Genomic DNA, 23,012 nt, shown 5'->3' with positions numbered 1-23,012 from the left:
CTATTAGAAATGATTTTAAGACAATACGATTAAACTCACGGAACCTATAAAACCTATCAAATTAAAACCAATGCTAACTAACGCTAATTTACTTCCTTTATGTTCATACTGCTTTGTTTCTTTCAAGCCAATTACACCAAGCATTATACCAACTATACTAAGAAGTGTCCCTTCCTCGAAAAAAACCAGCCCTATAATAGTTAAAATTCCAAAAACAAAAGAGGCTATGATTTTACCATTTACGACTTTTTCTGAATTTTTGATATTCAAAATTATCCTCCTCTCTTAATTAAATTAAATAATTATCAGTTTTAATCGTTATATTATAAAGCTGAACTTCAATCAGTGGGGGGTTTCCTTCATCCCCCACTGATTGTTAGTTCAACTTATACCACAGGCATAAGAATAACTAATCATCAGCTTTCGCCGATGAAAGTTATTCTATATCGGACCTTTAGGGGCAGTTTATCACCCACCTAAACTTCTCGATTTTCTTACGTTTTGAAGTGGGGGTCTTACTTGCCCCTTAAGAGTGGGATAAAACTGCTTCAGTACTTTAATAAGAAGCTGAACCGTTGCAACGACAGATCCTCAACTATTGCTCCCATTACTTCAAGAAGATTCAATCACTAAATTCTTTAAAAAGAGTCTCTAATTCATTCACACCATACATATCTTTATCTCTAATAAATTTTTCAATATCTACTGTACCATCTTCCAAAAATTCAATTTCACATCGTTGTCCTGGGACAGTGACCTCTACCATAATAGCTTCATTTCTAACTTTATTTAGTTTATAAAAAATACTATTTCCCTCTAACTTATTTAGAAAAGCTATAAATTCTTTTAATTTCATAAAATCAACCCTGTTTTGTTTATATTTATTCATTTTTCTTATTGTGTTAACCTGTTCGTTAGCCGAACAGCAATAGCGTTTATTAAACGATCGCACCCGTTTAATAAACTGGATTCTCTTTAATTTTTGTTATTATTTTCTATTAAATTGTCAACCTTTTCTTCAATTCTTTTTATCCGCTTATTATTTTCATTCCTCTTTCTAAAAACCGAAACGATAATATAGATAATACCTATCAAAAAGATTAACATTATTAGCTGATATATCATATTAATCCATGCAATAATTTCAAACATATATCTTCTCCTATTTTTACTAATGCTCTCCTTTAGCTGAACAATAGAAATGTGCAAACTGTCATGCTGTTTATTTGGAATTATATTCCTTAAGTAAATCTTCAATAGATATTCCATTTATTTTCATTCCAGTAATATTACAACCATCAATCTCCATATTGGATAAATTACAATTAGTAATTTTGCTATTATTCAAATCACAATTCTCAAATTTTAATGGACTTTGTACAATATTATTAGGATCATATAAAGGATGCCCTTCTGGTGGCAAACCAATATTCTTTATATAGGCTCCTCCAATTTGTGCACCATCAATTACGAGTTCGCTCAAATTAGCATCTTTGATTTCCATCCCTTTCAAATTGACATCGTTCATTTTCATTCCAGTCAGATCACATCTTTGGAATGTAGAGTTAGGAAGGTACGAACAACTTACTGTTAAAGTATCTTTCTTATTTTCCAATTTCATATTTAAAGCACCCCAAATATTTATTTAGTTACCAATTAACAATTCCATGGTTCTTTTATATTTTCCTTTTAGCTTATCTCGAATCAATATAATTTTTATTTAACAATTCTGCTCAATACTTCAATAAGAGGAACCGGTGCACCGACAGCTCCTCCACTACCGCTCCCTTTAGTTGAAAAAGTCTTTTAGAAAAGTTCCCAAGTCATGCCCAGCTGAATACATAGCAATACTAATCTGAACCATCACGTCTATATAAGCGGTCAATCCGAAAATAATCGCATAGGCTGCTGCTATAATTAGTAGTAGCTTCATATGAACACCTCCATTATCTATACATCATTTTAAAAATGCACTATTCGCCTGTTTAACTAAATTGCTCATTACTTCGACAAGAAAAAGGCGATAACCTTTATTCAGCTATCGCATTCTTTACTTTAATAAGAATTATCCAATTTATAGAAACTTAATATAACCATAAAACACAATCTATTTTTCTAATATTACTGAATAATTGTCGGATTCTATATGAAAATTATCTTTAAGTACTTTCAATCCACATTCTTTCAAAATAAGCATAAATTCATCATGGGTAAATGGCATGAAATCTAGTTTTAAAGGTTTACATTTGGTTTCTTTACCATCTATAATTTCAATAAATAAAATTTCTACATTACTAATTTTATTAAATCCATTTAGGTTCCAAATATATGTAAACATATACCTTTTATCATTGTACTCAATTATATTACTTGTATTAAACCTTAAATTTGCATTTAGCACTTTATCCCAGTTTCTAGTGTCAATTATTATTTTCCCACCTTTTTTAGCTACTTTATATAACGATTTTATATTAGTTAACATCTCAGTTAGACTTAAACTATGACTAATTGAATTACCGCAGCAAAATACAACATCAAACTCTTCTGTAAAATTAAAAGGTAATTCCTGCCAAGATAATTGTTTTGTAGGAAATGTCAAATTATTATTCTTAGCATATTCTTCTGTCAACCTTATCATTTCTTCACTAATATCTGTTCCAACGACCTCTATATCTTTTCTTTTTAAGGCTGTTGCTTTAACTCCATTTCCACATGAACTATCTAATACTTTTGAATTTCTAGGTAGTTCATTTAATATATCTTTATACTGATTTATAAATTCATCTTCATAGAACTTAGCACCAACCTCCGCATATAAAACATTATAGAAATGTGACATTAAATTATACTGTTCCTTCACATCATTTCCATACAAAATTAACCCCCCCCTTAAAATAATTTTACAAATAAAAATCCATCAGCCTTTCTGAACAATTAATGCCTTTATTGTAAGAAAAGCGCAAGCGCCTTGGTCACGAGCGATAGGCACTGAAAGGCCTTTGACAGAAGCCGCTCTTTGGCTTCCGAAAAGGCCTGAAGTGACCGAGCTCGTAGGCGCTGAAGCTAGACTAAGCTAACGTTTTCCGTTTGTTTAGGTGCATTTTTCACAAACTTTTTTCTTCATTAAAAAGTAAATTCATGTCGATATTTTTACCAATGACCGTAAAACATCATTCTTTCGATTACAGCTACAATTAAGGTTGTAAATACATTAGCAGAAACAATTGCTGCCAAAAGCACAACTTTGTTTTTTGTATGTTTTTTCACGTATAAATAAATTATAGGTATTTCTATTACTAAAGTTAAAAACAAATAACCAGTTAAAACGATATAAAACGGTCCAGCATTAAATGCATCATACCAAGCATTTGACCAACCACCAGAGACGCCAAGGAAATCAATTGCCCTAAAGATATATGGGAATATAAAAGATGCAATATTTGCAACTGTAATAAGGATTGCTATTTTTATTTTTATAGAAACACTACTATTTATTTTCCCAAGTAGTAAAATCACCAATATTTCAATAAATAAGGTTAATATAATAGCAAGTAGCAACCATTCCCCTGGACTTGAAGTGAGCCATTGCCATGAGGAGTTAGCATACACTGTATTATGTAAAAAAATAAATATAAATAAGAAAACAAGCATAATTTTAAAAATTTGATTTTTCATCCTAACATCTCTCCCAAATTATACTTGTTAAGCTTTACATAATAATACTCTCTTCGCATTAAATATCTCCTTATATTCTAAAAATCTAATTATAGTTTCACTAATTCCTTCCACAAGCCTCCCCGTTAGCACCATAACAGCCCTGGCTGCTTCTTGAAGTATTGGTCTCCGTTACTTGAATAAGATTTTTAAGTTTGTCCAAGCGTTTTGTAGTCTAACGTTTTTGAGCCTAGCAGGTGCATACCGTAGGGTAGATTTCTCCTATCTTATTCTCCGCAATCCACACGGTTAGCTTCAGAGGGCTTCCAAGATGGCAGCACTTTCTATTTATTGATTCTTAGTTTTCTGTCTCGTTATAATCAGAAAAGAGAGAGTAAAACTTGTAAACAGTAAAAAAATTATAGATACACTCATAAAATAATGCCTTATTAAAATCTTCTTGCTTGGGTTTTCCACAGCCGTAAAAACATCATAACCATTAAACTTTAGATAAATAAATGTTATCAAAAATAAGATAGTTGTATTTAAAGTAACTATCATAAATACCCTTTTCATATATATTTTCTCCCCTTAAACTTGACGTTACTTAATCTAAAAAAACACTTAAAATAACACACTGAACTTTTAGTTTTTGTTGTTACTTCCAACTTAGTTCAACATTTTCTCCAATTCTTTTTATCTGATTATTATTTTTATACCAGGTAATTACAACACCGGTCTATTACCTGACTTATTTTATGTTTTTCTTCTACAATCAGATTTGTATCATCAGTTGATACACCGCTTTCGTCAACCCCACCTACAAAAATAGCAATGGTATCAGTTTCACTTGGTATAAGCCGGAATTCATTAACACTATTCTTATTTACACTACTACAAGCTGTAATAATTATTAAGCTAAAAATTATTATCATTTTAAGAACTATTTTCAAAACTCCCACTCCAATTCTTTATTTAAATTTCTTTTTCTTTATTAAACTCTTTGCTTCGTTGAAGACGAAATCTTCATCTAACAATACCATAAAACGGTAATAAATCCCTTTTTTATACTAATAGCAACAAACAGCCTTTTAAAAAATTGTTTTATCTTCAACTTAAGCCCATGTGCTCTGACAGCAAAAGTTTGCTGGAACGATAATCCTGTCCCCTTGTTCCCGACAAATTCCAAGTAGTGACAGCACACCATTACTAATGGTAATATTTAGAAGTGTAAAAATTTATGGTTTGGAGGTTTTAATTTTATGAATTGGTTAAAGTTTTTAGTTGGACGCAAACTAATCATTGGACTTTTTAGTATTTTTATAGTTTTAGTCGGTGCATTTTCGATTAATAAACTAGATGTTGAACTTATGCCAGATATAACGTTCGATATGGCAGTGGTTAATATTTATGCAGGTGAAGTACCTGCCATTGATGTAGAAGACCTGATTACGACTCCTATAGAGCAACGGCTTTCTTCCATTAATGAGATTGATTCGTATACTTCTACTTCAGCTATCGGTTACTCAAATATCACAATCGTATTTGAAAGTGGTGCTGGAGATAAAGGATTTCAGGATGTAGAAGCGATCGTAAATAGTATGAAGTCAGAGCTTCCATTTATTGAAGATAGCTATGTATTTCAAATGGGAATGGGCTCTCCCTATGAGCATTTCTTAGATATCTACGGCGGTGAAATGACTGAAATGGCCGCTTTTGCTGAGGAGATCGTTAAACCACGTCTTGAATCTTTGCCAGAGGTTGGTGAAGTTTTAATTTTTGGTAACGTTCAAGAAGAAGTTGTTTTAGAGCTCATCCAAGATAAATTAGAGGAACATCGTGTTGATCCACAACAAATTATGTATTTTCTAAATGAAGAAGACAAACGTATTTCTGTTGGCGAATTTGAGCATGGTTCAGATATTGTCACAGTAAGATGGGATACCCAAATCTCTTCAATAGATACAATAAAATATCTGCCTATTCCTACGCAAACGGGGATAATTAAGTTAAAAGATATCGCAAATGTCAAGATTGATTCACCTGAAACATCCTCTGGGAGTTGGAAAAATGGTGATCCTAACTATTTATCGGTTCAAATTGCTCGTTCAGGCTCAGCAACTGCTGTATCGTTATCTGATGCCGTCAGAGCTGAAGTGGATAAAATCTATGAGGAAGGTTTAGTAAATGGCTTTCAGTTTGAAGAACTAATGTCTGGTGGTCAATTTATACAAAATTCGATAGATGACGTAAAAAGGAATGTTCTGATTGGGGGACTACTTGCTCTTTTAGTCGTACTGCTCTTCTTACGGAATTTTAGAGCGATGCTTGTCATTGGAATTGCCATCCCATTGTCAATCTTGCTTACGTTTACAACCATGTTTTTCTTAGAGTATTCAATCAATATGTTCTCACTGATCGCTCTTGGTTTAGGAATTGGAATGATGGTCGATGCAGCCATCGTTATTCTCGAAGCCATTTATCGTAAGCTACAGGAAGGGAAACCTCGATTAGAGGCTGTCATTGATGGAACGAAAGAAGTATCAACAGCTGTTATTGCATCGATGTTAACAACTGTTGTTGTTTTCCTGCCAATCGGTATCATGGGTGGAGAAATAGGCGATTTTATGATGCTACTTGCGGTTGTTATTATCGTTACACTCGTTAGCTCGGTTCTCGTATCGTTTACAATTATTCCGGTTCTTGCTCATGCTTTTGTCAAAGTAAAAGCATCTCAAGAAAAAAAAGAAGCAAAAATTATTCGTCTTTACGGAAAGCTGATCGCTTGGATCACAAAGAAAAAATGGCGACGTTGGGTAGTTGTTTTCGGATTTTTCCTTATGTTTGTCGGCTCAATTATCGTTGGAAGTCAAGCAATCAAATTCAATTTATTACCTGACATTTATCAACGACAAGCAGAGTTTATCTTAACTTTAGAAAAAGGTGTAACTCCTGAAGATCATAAAGCAATTTCCAACGCATTACACGAAGGCTTAAAAGATATGGATGATATTAAGGACTATATCGCCATTACTATGACAAATGATTTGCTCTATAGTTTTGTTAACATGACCCCTGAAGAAACAGCAACGCTATCACAAGAAAAAGTTAATGAAAACATTAGAGAATTATTAGAAGAGCTGCAAGAAGAATATCCAATCAAAGACACGTCCATGTTAGCGATGTTTGGGGCAGATGCATCTCCTGTTCAAATTAAAGTTAAGGGGCAAGACCTTGAATTAATGCAAGAAAAAGTCGAAGAAATCATCGAAGGCTTGACCAAAATGGATGACTTGTTTGAAATCGGTCATTCAATGGAACATATGCAAGCAGAGCTAAAATTGGTTATTGATGAAGAAAAAATTGAAGATGCTGGGTTAGTCCCATCACAAATACGTAATCAGCTGCAGCTAGCAACAGCAAAGCAACCGATCGGACAAATGTTTCTAGATGGAAAAAACTTACCGATCATGCTGACAACAGACCATGATATTACCACAACAAAAGACTTAGAAAAAATTGAAATTCAGACATTTGAAGGCATTAAAAAACTTTCAGATTTTGTTTCTTTTGAAACCATTGAATCTCCAATTGAAATTTACCATGATAACGGCGAGCGAATTATCACTGTTCGTGCAAATTATGATGGTGGAGATTTAGGATCGATTAATCGCGAAGTGCAAGCAATGTTAAATGATATAGATCGTTCTGGACTTAGCATCACTACTGGAGGCGATTTATCTGAACAAGACGAAGTTTTTCAAGATTTAATCCTTATCTTTTTTATCGCGCTTTTTTTAGTATATGTTGTTATGGCTGTTCAATTTAATAGCCTTAGCCATCCATTTGTCATTATGTCGATCATTCCCCTGACAATTGTTGGTGTCATCCTTGGTGTTGTGATTACACAAGTTGAGTTTAGCGTCATGTCAGGGATGGGAGTTGTTATGCTGATTGGAATTGTCTTAAACAATGCCATTCTCTTAATTGATCGTACAAAGCAATTACGACAACAAGAAATCGCTATTGGTGAAGCACTTATTCAAGCAGGAAAAAATCGAATGCGTCCAATTTTCCTAACAACACTTACAACAGCAGCAGGAATGCTTCCATTAGCATTAGCAACTGGTGGTTCTAGTGCATTCCAAGCACCTATGGCTACTGTTGTCATCTCTGGTTTACTTTTTGCAACGATGATCACATTAATCCTCATCCCAGCTGTATACCTCATCTTTGATGATGTTTTCGGCTGGCCAAAAAGAAGTAAAGCTAGAAAAAGAAGTAAAATGATTGAAATTAATCACTTAGAACAATAACATTTAGTAGGGCCAGGCGATGCTGCCTGGCCCTTCGGTTACTCTTCTTATACTAATCCTCATCGCCTTTCCAAAATAACGTTTGCTTATCTAACATTTCTTCTCCAATATCACCATAATTAAGGATGTGACACAATCACGGTGATTTTTCCTTCTACTTCAACTCTACCTATTTGGTTAGATAGTAAAAAGTGATCACCTTTTTGAAATGGATAGGTTCCTGCTCCCGTTTTCAGTTCACCACAACCTTCAATCACGCTACAAATTAGGAAGTCTTCTGTTACTTCATATGATAAACTAGTTTGGATCTCCCACTTATATACGGAGAAATAATTCGCTCGTACGAATGTTACTATTGATGCTCCTTCATATACGTTCACCAGTGGTGCTGTGGCGTTATCTGGATGTGGAATGTTTGATACCTCAATTGCTTTATCAAGGTGCAGTTTACGTGTGCGGCCATCAGGGTCTACTCGATCATAGTCATATACACGGTAAGTTATATCTGAACTTTGTTGTGTTTCTAAAATTAGTACACCTGCTCCAATCGCATGGATCGTGCCACTTGGTACATAGAAGAAGTCACCTTTTTGAACTTTGAGACGACTAAGTAATTTGTTCCATTGACCAGTTTCGATCATTTCCACAAATTTTTGTTTCGTTTTAGCCTGATGTCCAATAATAATTTCCGCTCCTGGTTCACAATCAATCACATACCAACATTCTGTTTTCCCTGGCTCACCGTTCTCAACTTTAGAAGCGTAATGATCGTCAGGATGAACTTGTACCGATAAATCATTTTTTGCATCAAGAATCTTCGTCAATAACGGAAACTTAGCTTCAGTTCGATTTCCGAATAACTCTTGATGATGTTCCCATAAATACGATAATGATTTACCTTCGAATCTTCCTGATTTGACGATACTTTCTCCATTCGAATGCGCTGAAATAGCCCAACATTCACCGGTTTGTTCTGATGGAATATGATATCCAAACAGTCTGTGTAATCGATCTCCGCCCCAAATTCGCTCTTTGAAAACTGGTTCTAAAAAAATGGGTTGCTTCACGATCTCACTTCCCTTTCCTTGTTAATTAAAATCTTCAGTAAAACTACTTGAATGGGTGTCCGCCGCCCGTGGACAAATTGTATATTTGTCCACGAACGGTGTCAGACACCCTAGACTGCGGTAGCGCTTTTAAAGTTCAAAAACCAAAAAGCAGTCTCCATATTTAGAAACTGCTTTTAAAACGAATCACACTTTTATAAAAGAAAGGTGTCCTCTAATACCTAATTAACAAGCTCATACCATCGCTCAATTAGGCGAGATCGACTTTCTCCAGCCCATTGCTGATCATAAACAATCGTATTTATTTCTGTAAGATAAAAAGCTTCTTCAGGAGAAATTGCTGTCTCGTTTGTAAGCAGCTGATAATTTCCCATTTGTTTTCCTAATTCTTGGGCTTGTTTCGTTAAGGACCAGTCAATAAAGATTTTTGCTTCCTCTTCATTTGGCGCACCATTAACCATCCCGACTGCACCGATCTCATAACCTGTTCCTTCTTTAGGGAAGGTGATGATCAGATCACGGAAGCCTTCTTTAAAAAATTTAAGCGCATCATGGGCAAACATAATAGCTACACCCGATTCACCCATCCCAACACTACGGCCTGGAACACTTCCTGAAGTCGTATAAGTACGGACATTTTGATCCAATTGTTCCAAATAACGAAACGCTTCTTCTTCACCCATTAATTGAACAAGTGTGGCTAATACGGTATAGGCAGTCCCTGAAGATCTAGGGTCCGCCATGGAAACCATTCCTTTATATTGAGGCTTTAATAAATCCTGCCACGAATTTGGTGCATGTAAACCTACTTCTTGAAGCCAAGCACGATTTGACACTAATGCAATCGAGCCGACATAGATTCCCGTCCAATAGCCTTCTTCATCCTTATAAATTTCAGGAATGAAATGCTCATTGGCTGAAAAATACGGTTGAAGTAATCCTTCCATTTTCGCTTGAACAAATGTATCACTCGGACCCCCAAACCAAACACTGGCCTTAGGAGCGTCTTTTTCGGCGCGGATTTTTGCTAAGATTTCACCGTTAGACATCCGAACGTGGGACACTTTAATCCCTGTTTCCTTTTCAAAGGCTTCGATGGCTCGAATGGCATGATCCTCATATAACCCTACATAAACCGTTAATGTCCCTTTTTCTTTCTGCCCACAGCTAATAAGTATGAGAAATGTAGGGATCATCATTAAGATCATCAAAAGCTTCTTCATTTTTACCAACTACACCTCCCTGTCTAGCGCTTCGACAAAACTCGGGTGGTGACAGGCACCACTAAATAACGTGCAACGACTCTCTTGGGAAATGGAGTGAGACGATTTCTCCTACTTGATAGATTCTTTCTCCCATTGGGTTGTGAACCGTTACTTGCAGGTTCACACCATTGTACTCTACTTCATAGTCTTGGGTTTGTCCCATGAACACACTTTTGACAACTTTCCCCTTAATTTCTCCGCTTTCTTCCTCTAAGAGATGAATCGCTTCCGGTCTAACAACCATCTGTATTGCATCATCAACAGAAAAATCTCCATGTCGGATCGCTTTCAATACTGAATCCTCTGTTTGAATAAATAATTCGTCCTCTGTCACTTTAGAAATTTTACCATTAATAAAATTAGCTGTCCCAATAAAATCTGCGACAAATTTCGTCTTCGGTCGTTGATAAATCTCTTGCGGGGTACCGATTTGTTCGATTTTTCCTTTGTTCATCACAATGACCTTATCACTCATACTCATGGCTTCACTTTGGTCATGGGTCACATAAATCGCTGTAATCCCTAATCGTTTTTGTAAGCGGCGGATTTCATCTCTCATTAGTAGCCTTAATTTCGCATCTAAGTTCGAGAGTGGTTCATCAAACAATAATACACCTGGTTCCATCACGAGTGCCCTTGCTAACGCTACCCGCTGCTGCTGCCCACCTGATAACTGACTAGGCATTCGCGTCTTATGTTCAGTTAAGTTCATAATCGCAAAAATGTCATCGACCTTTCGTTCAATTTCTTCTTTTGGTAGTTTCTTAATCTTTAAGCCGTATGCCACATTTTCAAAAACTGTCATATGTGGGAACAACGCATACGATTGGAATACCATTGTACAATCCCGTTTGTTCGGGGAAATCTTATTCACATTTTCCTCACCAAAGAAAATATCTCCAGTTGAAATTTCCTCAAATCCAGCTACCATTCGTAAGGTTGTTGTTTTTCCACACCCTGAAGGGCCTAATAATGTGGCGAACTCTCCTTGTTTGATGACTAAATTCACATCTGATACGGCATGAACAAATTTATTTTGGTCGTCTATAAACGTTTTGGTTACACTTTTTAGCGTTACTGATTTTGTGCTCATCGTATATGCCCTCCTTTTTACATGCCTAGCGACTGATCTGCTGGTTTTTGCTTTGGTATTTTTGGCTTTTTGTCATATTCCACTCCACCAAAGAACTTTAACAATCCATTTAAAATCAGTAATGAGATAATCATGATCACAATTAAGATCGTACAATATGCACTAGCAACACCAATCCTCCCTGATTCAACCTGTGATAAAATCGATGCTGTAATTAAGTTATATCTTGCTGAGATTAAAAAGATTACGGCACTCATCGCTGTCATACTTTTTACAAAGCTATAAACTAGACCACTAAAAAATGCTGGCTTGATTAATGGTAATACGATACCAAAGAACGTTTGCGACTGATTGGCTCCTAAATTAGTCGCAGCTTCTTCAATCGATGGATCAATTTGTTGTAATGAGGCAATACCTGAACGGATCCCGACTGGAATAGCGCGAACAATGAATGCAGCGATAATGATAAGAGCTGTTCCTGTTAACGCTAGCGGCGCTTTGTTAAACGATAAAATATAAGCAATACCAAGGACCGTACCAGGAATGGCGATCGATAACATACTTACGAGCTCCATCGTTTTTTTACCGATAAACTTTTTCCGTACAATTAAAAAAGCAATAATCATTCCTAGTAAACCAGCAATTGGCGTTGCGATTAATGATAGAGTAAACGTATCAAACATCGCCTTTTGCCCCAAACTAAACACGTATTTATAATGATCAAGTGTAAAACTATTATTAATTCCCCATAGTTTAATAAACGAACCAATCGGAACCAAAATGTAAAATAAAATAACCGTGATGGATAAACTGAAACAAGTTACAAACATTGTATTTCTAAACCAACCTTTATCAATCATCTTTCGACCACTCGTTGGTTTACCTGTTACCGTTACATAGCTTCGTTTACCAACCCAAAACTTTTGGATAGCATAGACAATCATCGTAATCGTAAGGAGTAACATCGCCAATGATGCCCCTGCTTGCATATCGTAACTTCCAACAGCCTGTAAATAAATTTCACGGGCAACTGTTGTATAGTTCCCCCCAATTGTCATCGGATTTCCAAAATCGGCTAACGATTGAATAAAAACGAGTAAATACGCGTTCGCAATACCAGGAGTCGATAACGGTAACGTAACACTTATAAATGTTTTTAATTTACTTGCCCCCATATTTTGACTCGCTTCCTCTAAGGCAGGACTAATCGATCTTAGTAGCCCTGATAATACAAGGAAGGCGATTGGGAAGTAGGTTAATGTTTGAACGAGTATGAGACCATTTAGCCCGTAAATATTCGCATTTTGCATCCCAAAAAGCTGACTGGTAATAAAACCTTGACGACCGAATAATAAAATAGCCGATAACGCAATAACAAACGGCGGTGAAATAACCGGTAAAATGGCAATCCCATTAAACAACTTCTTAAACGGAACATCAATATAAGCAAATGTATAAGCAAAAATGTAGGCGATAACCGTAGAAATCGTAGAAACAATTAAAGCAAGTACTAATGAGTTCGTTAAAGCTGTTAATAACTGCCCACCAGACAATATTCGTATATACGCATCAATCGAAAAATCGCCACTCACACTAAAAAAACTAGCTTTACCAATTTGGAATAATGGATAAACAATAAAAACGAATAGAGAAGTCATTACTAACAAAATACAAATCAATAAAATTGGTTCTCTAGCTAATCGTTTAAATTCCTGAATCGGTTTCAGACTACCCATTGACTCGACTCCTTTCTATCAAAGCTTAAACTATGGCCCCTCAAAACTAGATTAATAATGGGCTGAGCTGTGAAGAATGCTCCGCAGCTCAGTCGAACTTCTTATTTGTTTACTTCTCGATCCCACTTATCAATTAAACGAGAGCGTTCGCTACCTGCTTCAATTGGGTCATAATTAATGGTATTAATATTTTCAAGCTTTACTGCTTTCTCAGGCTCTTTCGCATCAGGATTCGTTAAGTTTTGGTAGCTTCCAGTTCGTTGCCCTACTTCTTGCGCACTTGTATCTAACGACCAATCAATAAATTTCTCTGCTAATTCAGATTGTGGAGCACCTTCAATAATGGCAACAGCCCCAGTTTCATAACCTGTTCCATCTTCCGGAATGGTTAATACTAAACTATCAAAGCCTTCTTCTTGATACTTAATAATATCGTGGGCAAATAATAAACCAGCTCCAGCTTCACCCATTCCAACCATACGACCTGGCGCTGAACCACTTGTCGTGTATTGCTGAACTTGTGGATGTAGCTTGTGTAAGTAGTCAAAGCCTTCATCTTCCCCACCAAATACTTTTAATACTGTATAAAGAATCGTATACGCTGTACCTGAAGAACCTGGGTGTGCCATAATAATTTCATTTTGATAAGCTGGGTGTAATAAATCTTCCCATGTAGTTGGTGCTTCTAAGCCATGGTTTTCTAAGAAATCTTTATTTGTCGCAAACCCTAGTGCCCCTACATAAATACCAGTCCAGTATCCATCAGCATCTTTGAAACGAGCATCGATCTTGTCTGCCACCGGAGAGTGATATGGTTGTAATAACCCTTCATCTACAGCTGCTACAAACGTATCTGCTGGACCGCCATACCAAATATCGGCTTGGGGATTATCTTTCTCTGCACGAATTTTTGCCAAAATCTCACCTGCAGACATACGGATCATATCAACTTCAATTCCAGTATCTTCAGTAAACTGTTTCATCGCTTCAACTGCATGGTCCTCTTGGAAGCCTATATAAACCGTTAACTTTCCAGCTGAACCGCCAGTCCCTGAAGAACTACATGCGACAACTAAGGATATCACCATGAACAAAATCAACGCTAAATAAAGTTTCTTTTTCAACTTATTACCCCCTTTAATATTTATAACTCCATGTTAATGTATCCGCTTACATAGTGACAGTCCAACTATTTGCCACTTCAAATGGCAAAAAAATAGAGCCCTAAAAAGGCTCTGGATAATGTATGGTAAATATTAGGCGAATAGAAATTCGATCAACTTATGTAACAAAATACCGATAACCGAGAAATCAGAATCTGCAAATGTCGCTCGAATATAGCCTAGTCCTGATAAAAGCGGAACGAGCATCACTGGTAAAAGGGTAATCACGAAGCCGTGGACAAACGAAGCGACGACAAGCCCTCTTCTACCACCCACTTTATAAGCAATCACACCCGCAGCGCCTCCTGAGAAAAAGTGAGGAATTACCCCCGGAATAATTGTCGTGTACTGATAAAAAAGAAGCGCAGCCATGGCCACAAAACCACCAAAAAAGCTAAGTAAAAAACCAATCATCGCTGCTATTGGTGAATAAGGAAATAAAATCGGGCAATCTAAAGCTGGGATCGACTTAGGTACGACTCGTTGGGCAATTCCTTGGAAAGCGGGAATGATCTCTGATACAAGCATACGTACGCCAGCCAAAATGATGTAAACTCCTCCTGTAAACCAAATCGATTGAATAAATGAAACGACAATAAAATGTCGCTCAGAAAACATTTCACTGATCCCTTCTGGAGAAACAAATAGACTTGAAATGAAAAATAAAAAAAACGTAAAGACCGCAACAACAACCATATGATCTTGAAAAAATGATTGTACGCGTTGTAATTTTTTCGGCTCTTCTTTTACCTCTTTTGACTTTGTTAGTTGAGCAACCAAGCCAGCTAGTACGTACCCGACACTATTGAAATGACCGATCGCTACTTGATTGTGTCCAACTACTTTTTTTACATAAGGTTGAGCGATGGCTGGACCTAGCGACATGGATAAAGCAAGAAATAACCCACCTAAAATATAAACTTGCCATCCACTTAAAGCTGTCACAACTAACAAACTAGCTAACATGGAAGCCATATAAAGAATATGATGTCCCGTTAAAAAAATATATTTTATCGGTGTAAACCTAGCGATACATAAATGCAAAACCATCCCAATTAACATGATCCAAGCAATTTCATGGCCATAATTAATTTGCGCTAATGCAACGACCGTTTCATTGTGCGGGATAATACCGATAATTTGAAATCCACGTTGAATCATCGCAGATAAATTTGACAATGCTGTTCCCGCAGCCATCCCACCAATTTGAATTAAAATATAACCGAGCATCGTTTTGATTGTTCCATTTATCATTTTTTCTATAGATGATCGCTGTAACAATAAGCCGATAAAAGCAATCATCCCTAGTAAAAACGCTGGCTCACCTAATAACCCTTTGTTTAAAAGTTGTGTTAAGTTCATCAGTTGTATCCTCTCATTTTAACTGAAGCCATTGTTGGATTGTCGTACTATGCTCTAAACGTGAACGTAAATATTGTTTATCAACAATATCTTCTAGTCCTATTAACTCCATGTCGCGATTCATTTCAATAGAGTCGACAATTTGCTTAGCACCTATAATTAATTCTACAAATTCAGAAGTGATGGAGCTTTTGTCAATGTTCATTACGTTTGCTTGAATGTTCCACTCTTTTAAAATATGCTCTAAATGTATCCTGAGCATTAAGCTTGTACCTAGTCCACTTGAACAAACGATGGCTATTCTTTTCATTGAGACTGTGCCTCCTTCTTCCGTAATTGCTGCCAGATTTCCTTGGGATCTGAACCATAACGTAATAACTCCATAAACTCTTGATCATTTAACGCTTCCAAAATCGTGGCAAGAGCCTTTAAATGCTGATGTTGATCCGTTGCAGCCATGGTTAAAATAAGCCAAACCTTCTCTTTTCTAGCACCAAAACGAATCGGTTCCTTCAACGTTATTAAACTAAACCCGGTTTCAAACACCCCATTTTCTGGCGCTGCATGAGGAAAAGCAACGCCTTCCGTAATGATGAAGTGGTGATTGGATTGGTTCGCCATTTCAATGAGACTAACTTCATATGCTTTATTCGTACAGCCACTCTTCATTAACAATGCGTTACTCATCTCGATTACTTTGATCCAATCCGTTTCTCTTTCTTGCAGATGGATTGAATGAACAGGTAAAAAATCAGATAGATGCTTGTTCATTTCCGATTTTGCTTGACCTTGAAAATAGGAAAATAAGTCCGTCATTAGCTCGTGCTGCTGATGAATCGTCGAATGCTTTTCCATAATTTGAAGCACTTCATTGACTAGTTGTAATAACTTTCCTTCTTCTTGCTCAACTTTTTGTGGCTCACCAATGAAGGATAGTAACTTTCTTTGATCAGCACTTGTTAATAATGGTGAAACATTGATGACAGGTATGGATAGTGGAAACTGAATATCAATCGTCGAAATCAGTAATTCTGCTTCAATTACCTTTGTGTTAAATAGTTCTTTGTACGAATATTTTTTTACGACGGTTACTTGAGGATATAACGCTGTCATTTTTCGTTGTAAAATGGCAGAAGTCCCTAATCCAGAACTACAAACAATGGCCACCTTTGTTTTATATGGAAGAACTCTTTGATCTAGACCGCTACAAACGTGAAGCGCGATATAACTAAGTTCATGTCGATTAAAATAAAGCGATAACGGTTCAAATAGCGATTGAACAATTTCTTCAATAACGGTTAATAACGATCCATACATGATCTCCATTTGATCTAACAATGGGTTTTCACATTGCAAATTATATTTATATCGATAAAATGCCGGCTTTAAATGTATGGCTAATCCCTCAATGACCTTACCTCGATCCATGATGGGAAGATTTAATCTCTCTTCAACTTTCGTAACAATTTTCTCAGCCATATCAACATACATCTTATCTTCTTGAGATTCGTCTTGTCCCCTTTGTGCTCCTAGAACATGCTGAGTAATATAACCAATTTCTTCTTCTGGGATGATAATTTCAAAATCAGTTAATTGACTAGAAATGATTTTTTGGATCAACCGAAATTCTGATGACGCTTTCAATTCATCCAAAAGATCTTGATCCATTTTAATCAGATGGTTTGCTCGTAACCTTTCAACTGCCATTAAGAGATGTAGAATTAAAGCTGAGTAACTCGAATCAGAAAATTCAATTTGAAGTTCTTTTTCAAGTTGTAACACAACATCATTTAACGTATCAATTTCCTCTAGCTTAAACCAATCTCCATTGGACATACCAATCAGATTTGACTCACTACGGCCTAAGATGAGTTGCAAGATTTTATCCTCTGTGAAATTTTCACGAAGAAGTTCTAAATACGCTCTTCTTACATCGCTCTCTTTTCCTTGAATATACATCAACCCTTGTTCGCGAATAAGTTCTAGCTTGTGCGCGACTAGCCACTCTCTTACCGATTGAACATCTAACAAAAAGGTATTTTTACTAATTTGAAATTCAGAAAGAAACTGTTCCGAGGCAACTTTTGATCCTTCTAAAAGCTGTTTCAACATGAGCTTCGTTCGTTCTTTGGCATCGACAAAATTTGGTCGCTTTTGCAATTGAGCCACTAATGAATAACGCTCTTTTTCATCGACATGAATGAAAACACCAAGCTTTCGATTTCTTTCAAGTGTGATATGTTGTTGCTGTAACCAATCCTCCAAAAATAGTAAGTCATGGCGTACAGTCCTCATCGAAATATCAAACTGATGTTGAAAATCAGCTAATTTGACATAATCACCTTTCTCTAATAGGTGAATAAGCATTTTCTGTTGTCTAACCGAAAGCATCCAATCACTTCTTTCAGAATTCTATCAATATAGTTCTATCATAATCATAATTAGGTAGTCTGTCACCATCCAAAGACCAAAAAATATTTAACTACTAAATTTGTTTTTTCATTAGCATCAACATTTTTTTATTCCACTCTTAAGGGGCAGTAAGACCCCCACCTCAAAACGTAAGAAAATCAAAAGTTTTGGTGGGGGATTAACTGCCCCTTAAGGTCCGATAAAGTATAACTTTCGGACATGCTAGATAACTATTTAATTTTCACTTAAAATGGTCACTTCTCCAATTCCCATCCTTAGGTTGATATTCATGGTTTCGTCTGCTGTTTCATATGCAGCATTAACATATTCATTCCCATTTTTATAGAAACCATCAACCGATAAACTTCCAATCCCCTTTGAAACTTGAAGCTTTACACCTAAATCTCTAGGAATAATCACTGTTGTGTCTCCGACTCCTGTTTTAATTTCGAGGTCAAAGTGATCGTGCCAAGCTCCGTTTAAATCAATCACCGTTTCACCAACACCAGTTTGGATTTTCATATCAAAACTACTGTGCCATTCGCCTTTTAAGTCAATTCTCGTTTCTCCTACACCTGTTTCTATATCCAATTTAGTTAAATTTAATTCGCTAAGATTTAATTCCGATTCACCGACACCTGTTTTCAATTGCAGATTCATTGGAATATGTTCATTCAACTTAATATTCCATTCATCATGATTGGCTGTTGTGTTAAAACCAATATTCAAAATTTTATTCCGAGGTGCCTGTGAAATATTTAAAACTCCCAAACTGTCATTTTCATGATAGTCAACTTCTGGTCTACCCGTTTCAGCATCAAAAATAAAGTCTCCTTCAAGTAAATGGTTTGTGCCACTCGTAACGAACACTTGCCCTACTCCTAAATCAATATTTATATCGACTTCTTCAGCCAAGTCAGTATTTACAATTTCATTTGTCGATGCACTCTCGCTACTTGAGCCAAAGAAATTAAATTGCGTAGAACCTAATGAACTAAAACCTAAAATGATAGAACCGAGCATAGAACCTAGGAAACCTACTATAAAAACGATAACTCCAATCAATGCAATTCTTTTCATTAATACATGATTCACCCTTACTTCCCCCTTACAATCGCTAAGTTAAATTTAAGATATTTCAAAATAAGGAAATAAACACCTTGCGTTAAATAAATTAGACCTATTGTTATTAATGTAGCTAAGCCAAGCATTGTCAGCGTTAAAAAGATCATTTGTAGGATCTCAACAAAATTTGCAGGAAATCCATTAAAAATAACGAGTAATATAGGTGAAGCTACAAGTGCAATAGGGATTGTATATAAACCGATCATAACTCCAATAAGTCCTAAAAATGGCCCGAGCACAAACACCAAATTAAAAAAACCTAAACCAATTATCGAATATGTTGCTCTTGAAATATTACCAATTGATTTATTTTCTTTTGCGTTTGATATATGAAAATCTGCCCTTAATTCTTTTGCGATTATTTTTGGATTCCCTAAAGAAGCCACGATTTCAGCTTCATCCTTCCCACTTTCAAGTCCAATTTGAAAATGTTCTTCATAATCTCTCAAAATATCTTGTCGTTCTGACTCAGGAATCTCTTTAAGCAAACTTTCAAGCTCATTTAAAAATTGATTTTTACTCACTTTCTAATGCCTCCTTAATAATCATTTCAACACCATGAGAAAACTCGCGCCACTCTTTTAAAAGTTCAAGCATATATTCTTTACCTTGATTCGTTATTTTGTAATATTTACGTGGCGGTCCCTCCTGTGATTCTCGTAAATAAGTAGTAAAATAACCCTCACTTGTAAGCCTTCTTAAGATCGGATAGACAGACCCCTCAGATATTGCAAATTTCTCAGAAATGTTATTGGCTAACTCATATCCATAAAGGTCTTTATTTGTAGCTAATACTAAAACACAAAGCGTTAACGCCCCTTTTTTAAATTGAATATTCATAGTATCACCTGTTTTTCAGTATTGAATAATATATAATACCTGCTTATAGATAATATACATGAATTTACAGGAAAAGGCAAATGGAATTTTACCTAAATAATGGAAAAGGCGACTACCCTTATTTAGTAGCCACCTAATTTCTTTAATTGAAAATTTTTCAAGCAGAAAGATTCCCTGCAGAAAGAAAAACCAACGGAATACTATTAATCTATATTGCATTTTTTAAATAAATAAAGCTTACCATTTAACGGTCTGCGAAAACTCGGACCACGAAATCCTCGCTTAAGCAACTCTTTTCTCATAAATAACATAATTCCGCCGTGTCCAACGATTAGGACATCCTCATTTGATTTTAACGTTGTCCCGAAAGACGTCTCCCTCTTCAAGCGTGTGAAGGACGAAGCCCAACGGTAAGGGGGGAGATGAATTTCGGTTGGGCGTTAGCCCAAAACGGTCTCTTCATGATATAATAAGAACATACATTCTTGTCAAAGGAGGTGATTTGATATGACAAAACACAATAAAGCTTATATGTTCCGTTTGTACCCGACTGATAAACAAGCCTTACTCATCCACAAAACTTTCGGTTGTGTTCGTTTTGTCTATAACAAAATGTTAGCTGAACGAAAAGAAACCTATGAAACTCTGAAAGAAGATAAGGAAGCACTGAAAAAGGCTAAACATCCAACCCCTGCTAAATATAAAAAAGAGGTTGAGTGGTTAAAAGAGGTAGACTCTTTAGCATTAGCAAACGCGCAATTGAACTTAGATAAGGCTTACAAGGCCTTTTTCAAAGGAAATGCTAAATTTCCAAAATTCAAAAGCAAACGTCACAAACAAAGTTACACAACGAATCTCGTAAACGGAAATATTGAGTTGATGGATGGTCATATCAAATTACCTAAATTAAAAATGGTGAAAATAAAGCGACATCGACAGATTCCTTCTGACCATAAAATCAAATCTTGTACCATTTCTATGACTTCATCAGGCAGATACTATATCTCTATTCTGACTGAATATGAAAAAGAGGTAAAAGACAAAGAAATTAAAAACGTTGTAGGATTAGACTTTGTAATGGATGGTCTATTTGTCGATAGTGAAACAGGTAAGAAAGCCAATTACCCACGTTTCTATCGTCAAATGCTTGATAAATTAGCAATCGAACAACGAAAACTTTCTCGAAAAAAGAAAGGCTCTTCGAATTGGAATAAACAACGTATTCGAGTGGCTAAAATTCAAGAGAAAGTCGCAAATCAACGTAAGAATTTCCTTCATCATAAATCAAAAGAATTAGTGTCTAACTATGACGCTATTGTGATAGAAGACCTTGATATGAAAGGTCTAGCACAAGCACTCAAATTTGGAAAGAGCGTTGCTGATAATGGGTGGGGAATATTCACTTCTTTCTTACAGTACAAACTAAAAGAACAAGGTAAACAGCTTGTCAAAATAGACAAATGGTTTCCATCTACAAAGACTTGTTCGAGTTGTGGTTCAGTAAGAGAGATAACCTTATCAGAACGTACCTATCAATGTACTTGTGGACTAACTCTCAATAGAGACTACAACTCCGCACTGAATATCAAAAAAGAAGGCATGCGTTTGTTAGCCCAACTGCCTAATGTAGATATAAAGCTGAACTTCAATCAGTGGGGGTTTTCCTTCATCCCCCACTGATTGTTAGTTCAACTTATCGGACCTTTAGGGGCAGTTTATCCCCCACCTAAACTTCTCGATTTTCTTAAGTTTTGAGGTGGGGGTCTTACTTGCCCCTTAAGAGTGGGATAAACTCTTGGAACAAGAGGGTTAGCTTGGTCAATTTCGTCAGCTACCAAAAGTGATGATTACCCAAGAAGCCCCCACTTCAAGCAACTCGTAAGGGTGCTAAGTGGTGGGTAGTTCACTATGTTATCTAATGCATTCTGAATACGGTTAAGTACGATTCTTTTACTATCTGGCTGTGAGTTATGATTAAAATACCATGCTCCTCTAATCATTAGGAGGTGGAGAAAAAGTGGCTGTTTCCATTTCCATTCAACAAATGGTGCTAACCTTACTTCTCTTAATTCTTGTAAATAGGTGATATTCCCACCATAGATTTTTTCGGCTGTCTTTTTCGCTCGTGGTAAATCACTTGCAAAACAACGCTTCCATTCAATATCAAATAAATCAACGTTTGTTTCAATGACATCTGAAGCATCATATTCCTCTACCCAATTCATTAATTCAGCTGAAGTAACCATTTTACTCGGATATCCTCTTTCAACTTCAAAATGCCGAACCAAACCAACTTTCATTTTTATTCCTCCAATCGTTAAAACGATCAACTTAAATATTATATTATTTTAACTGAGTTTAGCCAAGAAGTCTCCCTCTTCAAGCGTTAGCTAAGTGGTGAGTAGTTCACATTAGTTCTATTTCCTTGAATTCGCTTCGTGCAGCTTTGCGACGAGGAACCCTACTTCAAAGCGATACTAGAAGACGCAGATGCAGCACACTTCACCTGAAATTTAATTCCCGAAAACAAAAAATACATCCCATTGGAATGTATTTTTTATTATACGTAATAACGTGTCATTACTAGCGGGAACTTTTAATTCATAACTGATTTTTTCAGCTTGTAGACAGCTTGTAGAAAAAGCAATTTTTCTAAGGACATCCTCACACCTCTTCGTACGACGACGATAGGATTCTAACCAAGAAAGTCGTTCTGTAAAAATTTTTGTTTGACAAACTGAATTATCGCAATACCACTTATTTAATTGAATAGTAAAACAAACCATTAAGTTGTTCATAGGGAGATCCTGAATTCTACGAGTATATTTACTATGTATGCGGGTGGAAACACAATTGCAAGACGGACAAGAAGTAGCTTTAGTTATAAGCTTTAGAATAATATCCCATTGTTCATTTTGTTTAGAATAATGTATTACCTCGACATTATCATCTAAATTAAGAATAGTATCTAACATATGT

General features: G+C 35.9%; 22 protein-coding genes and 1 pseudogene. 2 read left to right on the top strand and 21 right to left on the bottom strand.

Annotated elements, in window-relative coordinates; genetic code table 11:
• Positions 1 to 15: 15 nt before the first annotated feature.
• The 8 genes from BKP45_RS10170 to BKP45_RS10140 form a co-directional block, all read right to left on the bottom strand.
• Positions 16 to 270 carry a DUF4190 domain-containing protein gene (locus BKP45_RS10170; RefSeq protein ID WP_071389585.1) on the bottom strand — a complete coding sequence of 85 codons (255 nt, stop codon included), beginning with the start codon at positions 268 to 270 and terminating at the stop codon, positions 16 to 18.
• Positions 271 to 622: 352 nt separating this feature from the next.
• Entirely contained in the window at positions 623 to 856 is a 234-nt protein-coding gene (locus BKP45_RS10165) for a hypothetical protein (RefSeq protein WP_071389584.1), read from the bottom strand.
• 119 nt (positions 857 to 975) lie between these two features.
• The gene (locus BKP45_RS22500) at positions 976 to 1,152 is read right to left on the bottom strand and encodes a hypothetical protein (protein ID WP_169824093.1); all 177 of its coding nucleotides are present in this window, start codon (positions 1,150 to 1,152) and stop codon (positions 976 to 978) included.
• Positions 1,153 to 1,222: 70 nt separating this feature from the next.
• Positions 1,223 to 1,621, bottom strand: a complete 399-nt coding sequence (locus BKP45_RS10160) for a pentapeptide repeat-containing protein (RefSeq protein WP_071389583.1) — start codon at positions 1,619 to 1,621, stop codon at positions 1,223 to 1,225.
• A gap of 168 nt (positions 1,622 to 1,789) precedes the next feature.
• Positions 1,790 to 1,933 (bottom strand): hypothetical protein, encoded by a 144-nt coding sequence (locus tag BKP45_RS22495; RefSeq protein ID WP_169824092.1) that lies wholly within the window; start codon positions 1,931 to 1,933, stop codon positions 1,790 to 1,792.
• Between the two features lie 174 nt (positions 1,934 to 2,107).
• The gene (locus BKP45_RS10155) at positions 2,108 to 2,875 is read right to left on the bottom strand and encodes a class I SAM-dependent methyltransferase (protein ID WP_139193801.1); all 768 of its coding nucleotides are present in this window, start codon (positions 2,873 to 2,875) and stop codon (positions 2,108 to 2,110) included.
• Positions 2,876 to 3,150: 275 nt separating this feature from the next.
• Positions 3,151 to 3,675, bottom strand: a complete 525-nt coding sequence (locus BKP45_RS10150) for a hypothetical protein (RefSeq protein WP_071389582.1) — start codon at positions 3,673 to 3,675, stop codon at positions 3,151 to 3,153.
• Between the two features lie 692 nt (positions 3,676 to 4,367).
• Positions 4,368 to 4,607, bottom strand: coding sequence for a hypothetical protein (locus BKP45_RS10140; protein ID WP_071389580.1), 240 nt, complete (start codon positions 4,605 to 4,607; stop codon positions 4,368 to 4,370).
• Positions 4,608 to 4,916: 309 nt separating this feature from the next.
• Between BKP45_RS10140 and BKP45_RS10135 the strand changes: the two genes are divergently transcribed.
• Positions 4,917 to 7,970: an efflux RND transporter permease subunit gene (locus BKP45_RS10135; RefSeq protein WP_071389579.1), complete on the top strand. Its 3,054-nt coding sequence runs from the start codon at positions 4,917 to 4,919 to the stop codon at positions 7,968 to 7,970.
• Positions 7,971 to 8,089: 119 nt separating this feature from the next.
• Here the strand turns inward: BKP45_RS10135 and manA are convergent, their stop codons facing one another.
• From manA to BKP45_RS10080, 11 genes are all read right to left on the bottom strand, one after another.
• Positions 8,090 to 9,037 (bottom strand): mannose-6-phosphate isomerase, class I, encoded by a 948-nt coding sequence (gene manA / locus BKP45_RS10130; RefSeq protein WP_407639593.1) that lies wholly within the window; start codon positions 9,035 to 9,037, stop codon positions 8,090 to 8,092.
• 221 nt (positions 9,038 to 9,258) lie between these two features.
• Positions 9,259 to 10,260, bottom strand: a complete 1,002-nt coding sequence (locus tag BKP45_RS10125; RefSeq protein ID WP_071389618.1) for an ABC transporter substrate-binding protein — start codon at positions 10,258 to 10,260, stop codon at positions 9,259 to 9,261.
• A gap of 61 nt (positions 10,261 to 10,321) precedes the next feature.
• Positions 10,322 to 11,395 (bottom strand): ABC transporter ATP-binding protein, encoded by a 1,074-nt coding sequence (locus BKP45_RS10120; RefSeq protein WP_071389577.1) that lies wholly within the window; start codon positions 11,393 to 11,395, stop codon positions 10,322 to 10,324.
• Between the two features lie 17 nt (positions 11,396 to 11,412).
• The gene (locus tag BKP45_RS10115; protein WP_071389576.1) at positions 11,413 to 13,131 is read right to left on the bottom strand and encodes an ABC transporter permease; all 1,719 of its coding nucleotides are present in this window, start codon (positions 13,129 to 13,131) and stop codon (positions 11,413 to 11,415) included.
• Positions 13,132 to 13,232: 101 nt separating this feature from the next.
• The gene (locus BKP45_RS10110; RefSeq protein ID WP_071389575.1) at positions 13,233 to 14,255 is read right to left on the bottom strand and encodes an ABC transporter substrate-binding protein; all 1,023 of its coding nucleotides are present in this window, start codon (positions 14,253 to 14,255) and stop codon (positions 13,233 to 13,235) included.
• Positions 14,256 to 14,387: 132 nt separating this feature from the next.
• On the bottom strand, positions 14,388 to 15,656 hold the full coding sequence (locus BKP45_RS10105; RefSeq protein ID WP_071389574.1) for a PTS ascorbate transporter subunit IIC: 1,269 nt from the start codon (positions 15,654 to 15,656) through the stop codon (positions 14,388 to 14,390).
• Between the two features lie 13 nt (positions 15,657 to 15,669).
• Positions 15,670 to 15,966, bottom strand: a complete 297-nt coding sequence (locus tag BKP45_RS10100; RefSeq protein WP_071389573.1) for a PTS sugar transporter subunit IIB — start codon at positions 15,964 to 15,966, stop codon at positions 15,670 to 15,672.
• Positions 15,963 to 18,047 carry a BglG family transcription antiterminator gene (locus BKP45_RS10095; protein ID WP_071389572.1) on the bottom strand — a complete coding sequence of 695 codons (2,085 nt, stop codon included), beginning with the start codon at positions 18,045 to 18,047 and terminating at the stop codon, positions 15,963 to 15,965. Before BKP45_RS10095 ends, BKP45_RS10100 begins: the two co-directional genes overlap by 4 nt.
• 255 nt (positions 18,048 to 18,302) lie before the next feature.
• Entirely contained in the window at positions 18,303 to 19,163 is an 861-nt protein-coding gene (locus tag BKP45_RS10090; protein WP_071389571.1) for a toast rack family protein, read from the bottom strand.
• Between the two features lie 2 nt (positions 19,164 to 19,165).
• The gene (locus tag BKP45_RS10085; protein ID WP_071389570.1) at positions 19,166 to 19,717 is read right to left on the bottom strand and encodes an HAAS signaling domain-containing protein; all 552 of its coding nucleotides are present in this window, start codon (positions 19,715 to 19,717) and stop codon (positions 19,166 to 19,168) included.
• Positions 19,710 to 20,033: a PadR family transcriptional regulator gene (locus BKP45_RS10080; RefSeq protein WP_071389569.1), complete on the bottom strand. Its 324-nt coding sequence runs from the start codon at positions 20,031 to 20,033 to the stop codon at positions 19,710 to 19,712. Before BKP45_RS10080 ends, BKP45_RS10085 begins: the two co-directional genes overlap by 8 nt.
• Before the next feature lie 507 nt (positions 20,034 to 20,540).
• On the opposite strand from BKP45_RS10080, the pseudogene BKP45_RS10075 reads away from it, so the two are divergent.
• Positions 20,541 to 21,647: pseudogene (locus tag BKP45_RS10075) on the top strand (RNA-guided endonuclease TnpB family protein); the annotation flags it as partial.
• Positions 21,648 to 21,880: 233 nt separating this feature from the next.
• On the opposite strand, the gene BKP45_RS10070 reads toward BKP45_RS10075, so the two are convergent.
• Together BKP45_RS10070 and BKP45_RS10065 are read right to left on the bottom strand one after the other, a co-directional pair.
• A complete protein-coding gene (locus BKP45_RS10070; protein WP_071389567.1) occupies positions 21,881 to 22,333 on the bottom strand; it encodes a histidine phosphatase family protein in 453 nt (150 codons plus the stop codon).
• A gap of 213 nt (positions 22,334 to 22,546) precedes the next feature.
• On the bottom strand, positions 22,547 to 23,008 hold the full coding sequence (locus BKP45_RS10065; RefSeq protein ID WP_071389566.1) for a transposase family protein: 462 nt from the start codon (positions 23,006 to 23,008) through the stop codon (positions 22,547 to 22,549).
• Positions 23,009 to 23,012 lie beyond the last annotated feature (4 nt).

The organism is Anaerobacillus alkalidiazotrophicus, from assembly GCF_001866055.1.
Note: the sequence above shows the minus strand (reverse complement) of the source record. Positions and strands in the feature narration are given on the sequence as shown.